General features: G+C 39.9%; 5 protein-coding genes and 1 riboswitch. All 5 genes read left to right on the forward strand.

Annotated features, from left to right (window positions below):
* Positions 1 to 54 precede the first annotated feature (54 nt).
* Positions 55 to 3,036, forward strand: coding sequence for a chitobiase/beta-hexosaminidase C-terminal domain-containing protein (locus NQ185_RS08805; protein ID WP_257581284.1), 2,982 nt, complete (start codon positions 55 to 57; stop codon positions 3,034 to 3,036).
* A 658-nt stretch (positions 3,037 to 3,694) separates the two neighbouring features.
* A complete protein-coding gene (locus NQ185_RS08810; RefSeq protein WP_257581285.1) occupies positions 3,695 to 4,960 on the forward strand; it encodes an SH3 domain-containing protein in 1,266 nt (421 codons plus the stop codon).
* A 177-nt stretch (positions 4,961 to 5,137) separates the two neighbouring features.
* Positions 5,138 to 5,509, forward strand: coding sequence for a hypothetical protein (locus tag NQ185_RS08815; RefSeq protein WP_257581286.1), 372 nt, complete (start codon positions 5,138 to 5,140; stop codon positions 5,507 to 5,509).
* A gap of 26 nt (positions 5,510 to 5,535) precedes the next feature.
* Positions 5,536 to 6,198 carry a pyridoxine/pyridoxamine 5'-phosphate oxidase gene (locus NQ185_RS08820; RefSeq protein WP_257581287.1) on the forward strand — a complete coding sequence of 221 codons (663 nt, stop codon included), beginning with the start codon at positions 5,536 to 5,538 and terminating at the stop codon, positions 6,196 to 6,198.
* Between the two features lie 152 nt (positions 6,199 to 6,350).
* Positions 6,351 to 6,459: riboswitch (TPP riboswitch) on the forward strand.
* Positions 6,460 to 6,550: 91 nt separating this feature from the next.
* Positions 6,551 to 7,147, forward strand: coding sequence for a YkoF family thiamine/hydroxymethylpyrimidine-binding protein (locus NQ185_RS08825; protein WP_257581288.1), 597 nt, complete (start codon positions 6,551 to 6,553; stop codon positions 7,145 to 7,147).
* Positions 7,148 to 7,286 lie beyond the last annotated feature (139 nt).

Consider the following 7,286-nt stretch of genomic DNA (forward strand, 5'->3'; position numbering starts at 1 on the left):
TTTATATGTAAGCGCTTTATCGTACATAATTTCTTTTGAAAAGGTGGTTCAAATATGCAAATGGGTAAATATGTAAAAATGTTTTCGGTTGCTGTTATCACGATCACGATGCTGACAATGTTGCCAAAACATGAGCAAGCAAAAATTCCAGACGATGCTGTTATGTTTCAAAATTTTGAAGACGATGCTCTAATGTTTACTGCAGCTCCGGGAGCAACGGGTGAATTGTCCATGGACGAAGCATACGAAGGAAAACAATCTCTTAAGTATGAAGTTTTGGCAAGTGGCGATCCGGGTGTAAACAAAGCGAGCATTAATATCAAATCAATGGGAGGACCTGTTGATGCGACTGGAATGGAGTATTTTGTGTTTTACATAAAAGATACGCAAGGATTGAATACAATAAAAATGTCTCTTACCGATAGCCACGGAAAATCCACAGATTTCGGTTGGAAGGCGATGAGCACGAAGAAAAATGAGTGGGTTCGATATGAGGTTCCGATGAGCAGTTTTTCAGGAATCGATTTTTCGAGCATTAGTGAAGTCCGAATTGGTCAATGGAATGAAGGCATTTACTATATCGACCAAGTATTTTTCGCGAAAAGTCTGCCGCCAATTCCACCAGAGCAGCCGACCGCTTACCATCCATCGGGGGAATACGATAACTTTGTTGTCGTGGAACTGCGCACGTATTCTGTTGGGACGGACATTTATTATACGACAGATGGAGAAATACCAACTAAGGAGTCATCACTGTATAAAGGTCCTATTAGGCTTGAATCAAGTACGACCCTTAAGGCCGTGGCGTACAACCCAAAAGGCGATATATACAGTGAGGTAAGCACATTTAACTATGTGATTCACGGAAAGGAGGATTTGGCGAAACCGGTAGCCTCGCCTGCGGCTGGAACGTATGCAACAGCCCAATCTATTAAGCTTTCGGCACCAGAAGGAGCGGCTATTTATTATACGACGGATGGGAATAGTCCCACTACTTCGTCAAAAATATACTCACAACCTATCATAGTTTCAAAAGATACTGTTATAAAAGCTATGGCTGTAATGGAACAGCATCAAAGTGAAGTTGCAGTACATGGATATATAATTGATAAAAATCCTACTCCATTTTTAAAAACAGATGGTAAGAAAATGCGTGATCACTTCGGTTCTGGAGATGAAGTAGTTCTCCGCGGTACGAATGCAGGTGGCTGGTTAGTCATGGAAAGCTGGATGTCCCCAACGAATTCACCAGACCAAAAAACAACGATTAAAACATTGACAGATCGATTTGGAGATGAGACTGCTTGGGAACTTATTAATCTATACCAGGACAATTATTGGACAAAGTCTGACTTTGATAATATCAAGCAAGCTGGGATGAATGTCGTTCGATTGCCTTTTTCATATTTTGAAATGCTTAATGATGATGGCAGTTTAAAGTCGACAGCTTTTGATCGAATGGATTGGTTTATTAAAGAAGCGGCAAAAAGAGAACTGTATGTCATTTTAGACATGCACGGAGCGCCGGGTTCCCAAAATGGAAAAGATCATTCCGGTGATACGACCCGCCCTGATAAAGGGAATCTATTTGGAAATAAGGAAAACATGGACAAAACGGTCTTCCTTTGGGAACAAATTGCGGAACGGTATAAGGATGAAAAATGGTTGGCAGGCTATGATTTATTAAATGAGCCAGGCGGTGCAACTGGGATTGAGCAATTTGATTTTTATGATCAGCTGTATAAAGCGGTAAGGGCAAAAGATAAAAATCATATTATGTTTATTGAAGCGATTTGGGAGCCATATCATCTGCCAAATCCTGACTTGTACGGATGGGAAAACATCGTCTATTCCTATCACTTTTATGGATGGGATAATATAGACAGTTTTCCTTCACAGAAGAGATTCACAGATTCTAAAATTCCGATGGTCAATGAGATGACGAATTATAATGTTCCGCTGTTAGTTGGAGAATTTACGTTGTTCAATAATCTTCAGAGCTGGGATTATGCGTTAAAAGTCTACGAGGAACAAGGCTGGAGCTTTACAACGTGGTCATATAAGGTAACGGGCGAAGGAAGCAGTTGGGGAATGTATACTGGAGATCCTCTGAAAGTGAATATTCAAAGGGATAGTGAAGAAGAGATCCGTAATAAATGGAGCCAGGTTGGGACAGATATATCATTTAAACGAAATGATTATTTCGTAGATGTGATCCGTAATTACGCTAATCCTGATTTTAGAAGCATAGATGAAAGAACGTGGATTGCGAATTTTGAAGGATTAGATGAGGGCACTACCTTCGAAACGGGAAGCCGGGCCACTGCTTCATTGGATTTTGAAAATAATGCTAGTGGAGAGGCTTCACTTAAATTAGTAGTGAATAATGATGGAAATAAAGATGTGACTCAGCAATACGTTAGTTTAAAAACGTCGGTCAATTTAGCTGATGAAGCGAATAAATATCCTAAATATCTTCTTTTTGATGTATATAATGGAACTGGAAAAGAGAGCAATGTTACGGTGACGTTAATCGATAAGAATGGAAAGCAAGCTATTGCAAGGACTCATGTATCGACAAAAGCGTTGGCAAATGCATGGTCGCGAGTTCCATTATTATTAAAATCAGTAGATGGTGAAATTGATAAATCATCGATTGTTGAAATACGTCTTGCAATGGAAGATTCAGGGACGTATAACTTCGATAATATTTTTGTAGGACAGTCTTTTTCAAATAATCTGCCAGCGAAAATAGATATTATTACGATTAAAGGACTAGTAGAAAAAGCGGATATTCAACCGGGAGGCATACAGAATGCTGTACTAGTTCAGTTGGATAACCTCGAACGTGACTTTAATATGGCTGATGACTTTTCTAAACAAGGTAAGGAAAAACAAGCTGAACAAGCTAGGGAAAATGGTTACAAAACGCTTGAAAGTTTAAAGGCTTTTGTGTCCAAACATTCGGGCAAACATATTCGTGAAGAAGATGCTGCAAAAATCATTTTGGCACTGGAACATGTGTATTCTTATTAAGAAACTCATGCTGCTCGTTTGAATACTAATAATCAATTTTACATTTTTATTGCCACATGCCGCGGAAGGTATGTGGCATGCTTATGCTAGAGGTCGATAGTCATCGTTCCCATGCAAGGATCCTCATTCATCGTTTCCGATGTCACAAATCAGAGTCATACATTGTTATATGTATGAAAAGGAGCTGAGGAATGATGAACGACTTGACAGCATAATAATCGGAGAAGGCCATGCGGGGCTTGGAGCGCTCAAAGCGATAAAGGAAAAGACCCGGCGAATGGCGAAGGAAAGGCAAATTCGCTTTCTTTTATTCGACAAGCAGAACGGTCATGTGCGCAAAATGCTGTTGTTCCGATCGGCTGTTAAAGAGGAAGAGATTATGATTCCCTGGACGAATTATCGGTTTTCGGAAGGAGTCGAATTCGTGCAAGGTACGGTTACGTCTGTGGATAGTAGGGAAAAACAGATTCGATATGTCTTCCGGTTGGTCTATGTATATGGACGATTGGTCTGATTCCGAATCCGGCACTTAGCACGATGGGCTTGCAGCTTTTTTTATGAGTCTAATTATTTGAAAGTGAATTTTTTAATAAAAGATTCATATATTAATAATTTCAATGTCACCTTTCTATAAATATTCTGTGAGGTGGGTTTTAATTTGATCTTGAAAAGATTATCCATTTTTTTTGCCGCATTGCTGGTGCTAACGTTAACGCCATTAGGAAACTATTCATTTAGTTCAAATGTTCCAAGCGTAGCTTTTGCCGCAAATGAGAACTATCAAACTACCCCCAATTTAAATTTACGAACTGGTGCGGGAACAACGTACAAAGTCAAAAAAGTGATCCCAAAAGGAAAGCAAGTAACACTTATTTCCAAGTATGGAACGTGGTTCAAAGTCAGCTATTCAAGTAAAACGGGGTATGTCAGTTCAACGTATTTAAAACAAGTCAAATCAACTTCTACACCCGGTAAATACTCCACCACCGCCAACTTGAATTTTCGAACAGGTGCCGGAACAACGTACAAAGTAACAATTGTAATCCCAAAAGGAAAGCAAGTGTCCCTTATCTCAAAGCATGGAACCTGGTACAAAGTCAGCTACTCAGGAAAAACGGGATATGTCAGTTCAGCATATTTAAAACAAGTCACATCAACGACAACACCAAAACCAAATCCTCAATCAGAAAAATACTCCACCACTGATAACTTAAACTTGCGAACAGGTGCCGGAACAACGTACAAGGTAGTAACGATAATTCCAAAAGGTAAACAAGTAACATTAATTTCAAAACATGGCACCTGGTATAAAGTGAATTACGCAGGGAAAACAGGGTACGTAAGCTCGCAATATTTAAAGCTACTAACAAGTGATAATCCTAAACTAATTGTTAAAAATGGAATCACGTACGTCGATGGAATTATTGTTGTAAATAAACGTTATGCGCAGCCATCAACATATAATCCAGGGGAAAGTAAAGAGGCGCTGGCAGCATTCAACAAAATGCTCGCAGAAGCGAAAAAGAAAAAGATTAGTTTCCAAGTGATCAGCGGTTTTCGAACATATGAATATCAGAAAAATGTATTTAACCGTTATGTGAAAACATACGGGGAAGCAGAAGCATCAAGATTTAGCGCGAGAGCTGGACATAGTGAACATCAAACAGGTCTCACATTTGATATTGGTGGACCGAATCAAGCTCATTGGCTAACAGAGTCATTTGATAAAACAACTGAAGGGAAATGGTTAGCAGCAAATGCACACCGCTTTGGATTCATCATGCGCTATCCAAAAGGGAAAGAATCCGTAACAGGCTACATGTATGAGCCATGGCATTTTCGTTATGTTGGGGTAGAACGTGCAACTAAAATGTTCAAAAGCGGAAAGACAATGGAGGAATATTACGGATTTTTAGGAAAGTAGATTGAGAGATGCTCTTCCTAGGTCATATTGCAGATTGATGGTTATGCACTTAAGTGAAGGCTCTTTTTTTTGGGGGCCGTTTTGGATGTTTGGTAGACTTTTGTTTATTTTTGCTAGTATTAAATTTAATCAAGAGTTTCCGGTGTAGGGAAAAAAATGAAACTAGGAGCTGATTATATGAAGGGTTTTATTTTTCGGGTTTCAGAAATAGTACTCGGTTTGGTCTTTTTATGTGCCGGTCTGAATGGGTATTTTGTTTTGTTCGGATTCAATCCTATTTTTCCAACTAGTCCAAAGGCAATGGAATTTTTGGGAACTGGCTATTTGCTAGTCCTAGAAAAAACGCCAGAAATTATTTGCGGCATTCTTTTGTTAATTCGCCGTTTCATCCCTTTAGCTTTAACGATTCTAGCACCAATTATTATTAACATTCTGGCGTTTCATATTTTCGTAGATCACGCGCTTCTTCCACTTGCTTTATTGCTAATTCTGATTGAGGTCATGTTAATTTGGAAATACAGAAAGAATTTTATGGGCCTACTTAATTAGTGCCAGGCACCAGATGCTGAAAGGAGATGTATGATTTGAAAAATATAAAAAATCTTCTCAGAAACCTGGAAGTATTAAGCGGTTCATTTAGTGATTTTCATACAGATGATGTTCCGGAAACTCCTCACGAGTTATTTATAAACTGGCTATATATAGCAATCAGGGAGGACATACTTGAACCACACGCGATGACGATTTCTACCGTTGATCATGATGGGTATCCAGACGCGCGAGTATTAATTTTAAAAAATATTGACGATAATGGATGGTATTTTGCGACTAGTTCCGAGAGTAGAAAAGGGCAACAATTAGCTGAACAATCAAAGGTGGCTCTTACCTTTTACTGGCCCACCCTTGGAAAGCAAGTAAGGATACGAGGGACTGCCGTTGAAACGGGAAGCGAAAGGAGCTCGGCCGACTTTTTAGAAAGAAGCGAGATGGCGCGTGCAGCTGCAATGATTGCCAAGCAAAGTAATCTCCTTTTGAACAAAGAAGAATTAGACAATGCTTTCGACCAAAAAATTGATATCATCAAAAGCAACCCCGATTTGGTATACCCGCAATGGAAACTATACTGTGTCCATGCCAACCAAGTTGAATTTTGGCAAGGCAATACCGCACGCAAACACACTAGACTACAATATCGGCTCCATAATAACCAATGGACCCATGAACTTCTATGGCCCTAATTGTTTCGGTGCCAGGCACTCAAACAACTTCGAAACAATTCAGAATTGTTCGGGTGCCAGGCACTGGACTTCTATACTAGGTACTTAGGGATATTTACTTTTTTATATTTACTAGCTACGATAAATGGCGAGTGATAAAAATTGCATAGGGATTGTTGCACTAGGGGAGCCGTAAAGGCTGAGAAGAGCGAGGAGGAGCGTTCTAATCCCTTATTACCCGATCTGGATAATGCCAGCGTGGGGAAGTGCGGCTGTTGACGGTATTGTTTTGCTATTCCGTACATTGCTGCATCTTCCATTAAGATGCAGTTTTTTTATTGTAGTGAATACAAAAAAATTGGAGGTATACATGTTGTCTCAATCTGTTTGTGGAACAAGTCGAATTGTTGGTTTCAGGTTTTCACTTTATCCAATGAGTGACCAGTTTGTCGATGTGATCAAGGGTGCTTTAGGTGAGACGAATACATCGAAAGTGTGGTTGAAAACAGATGATATTAGTACGTGTATTCGCGGGAAGGCTGTGCATGTATTTGATGTCGCGAAAGCCGTGTATTTACATGCCGCAAAAACAGGGTTGCATGTTGTATTGAATGGGAGTTTTTCAATTGGTTGTCCCGGTGATTCAGATGGAGATTCGTATATGTCGGTAGATGATGAGTGCATGAATGAAGCAGCGTTGTCACATATAAAAATAGAGGCGCCAACCCAGTTTGCACTCTATCCGATGAATGATTCACGTTACATGGATTTGATTGCGGAGGCGATTGAGATTGCGAAGGAAAAAGAAACGATCTCAGGAGGCATTCACTACGCGAGCCGGCTTGATGGGGACGCCCATGAGGTGTTTTCTACACTGGAACAATCATTTACGGCCACTCAGGAAAAAGTAAGCCATGTCACAATGACGGTTAATATTGCCGCTAACAGCCCTTCAAGAAAAAAAGTATAAGCCAGCTAGATTGGTAGTGTCAAAAGTTCTATGAAAACTCAATAGATACTCAGTTCCCTTTCCAGTTATTAGTGGAATGACTCCGCAATCGCCCTTGACAAACACGCCAATGGTTTGAATTCAGGGTAACAAGGGCGAA

This window comes from Lederbergia panacisoli (assembly GCF_024626525.1).
Taxonomy (GTDB): domain Bacteria; phylum Bacillota; class Bacilli; order Bacillales; family Bacillaceae_C; genus Lederbergia; species Lederbergia panacisoli.

What these genes read in the sequence shown, in the direction of transcription:
- NQ185_RS08815 (WP_257581286.1), top strand. Translation starts at nt 5,138, where the DNA reads ATGAAGGGTTTTATTTTTCGGGTTTCAGAAATAGTACTCGGTTTGGTC.
- NQ185_RS08820 (WP_257581287.1), top strand. Translation starts at nt 5,536, where the DNA reads ATGTATGATTTGAAAAATATAAAAAATCTTCTCAGAAACCTGGAAGTA.
- NQ185_RS08805 (WP_257581284.1), top strand. Translation starts at nt 55, where the DNA reads ATGCAAATGGGTAAATATGTAAAAATGTTTTCGGTTGCTGTTATCACG.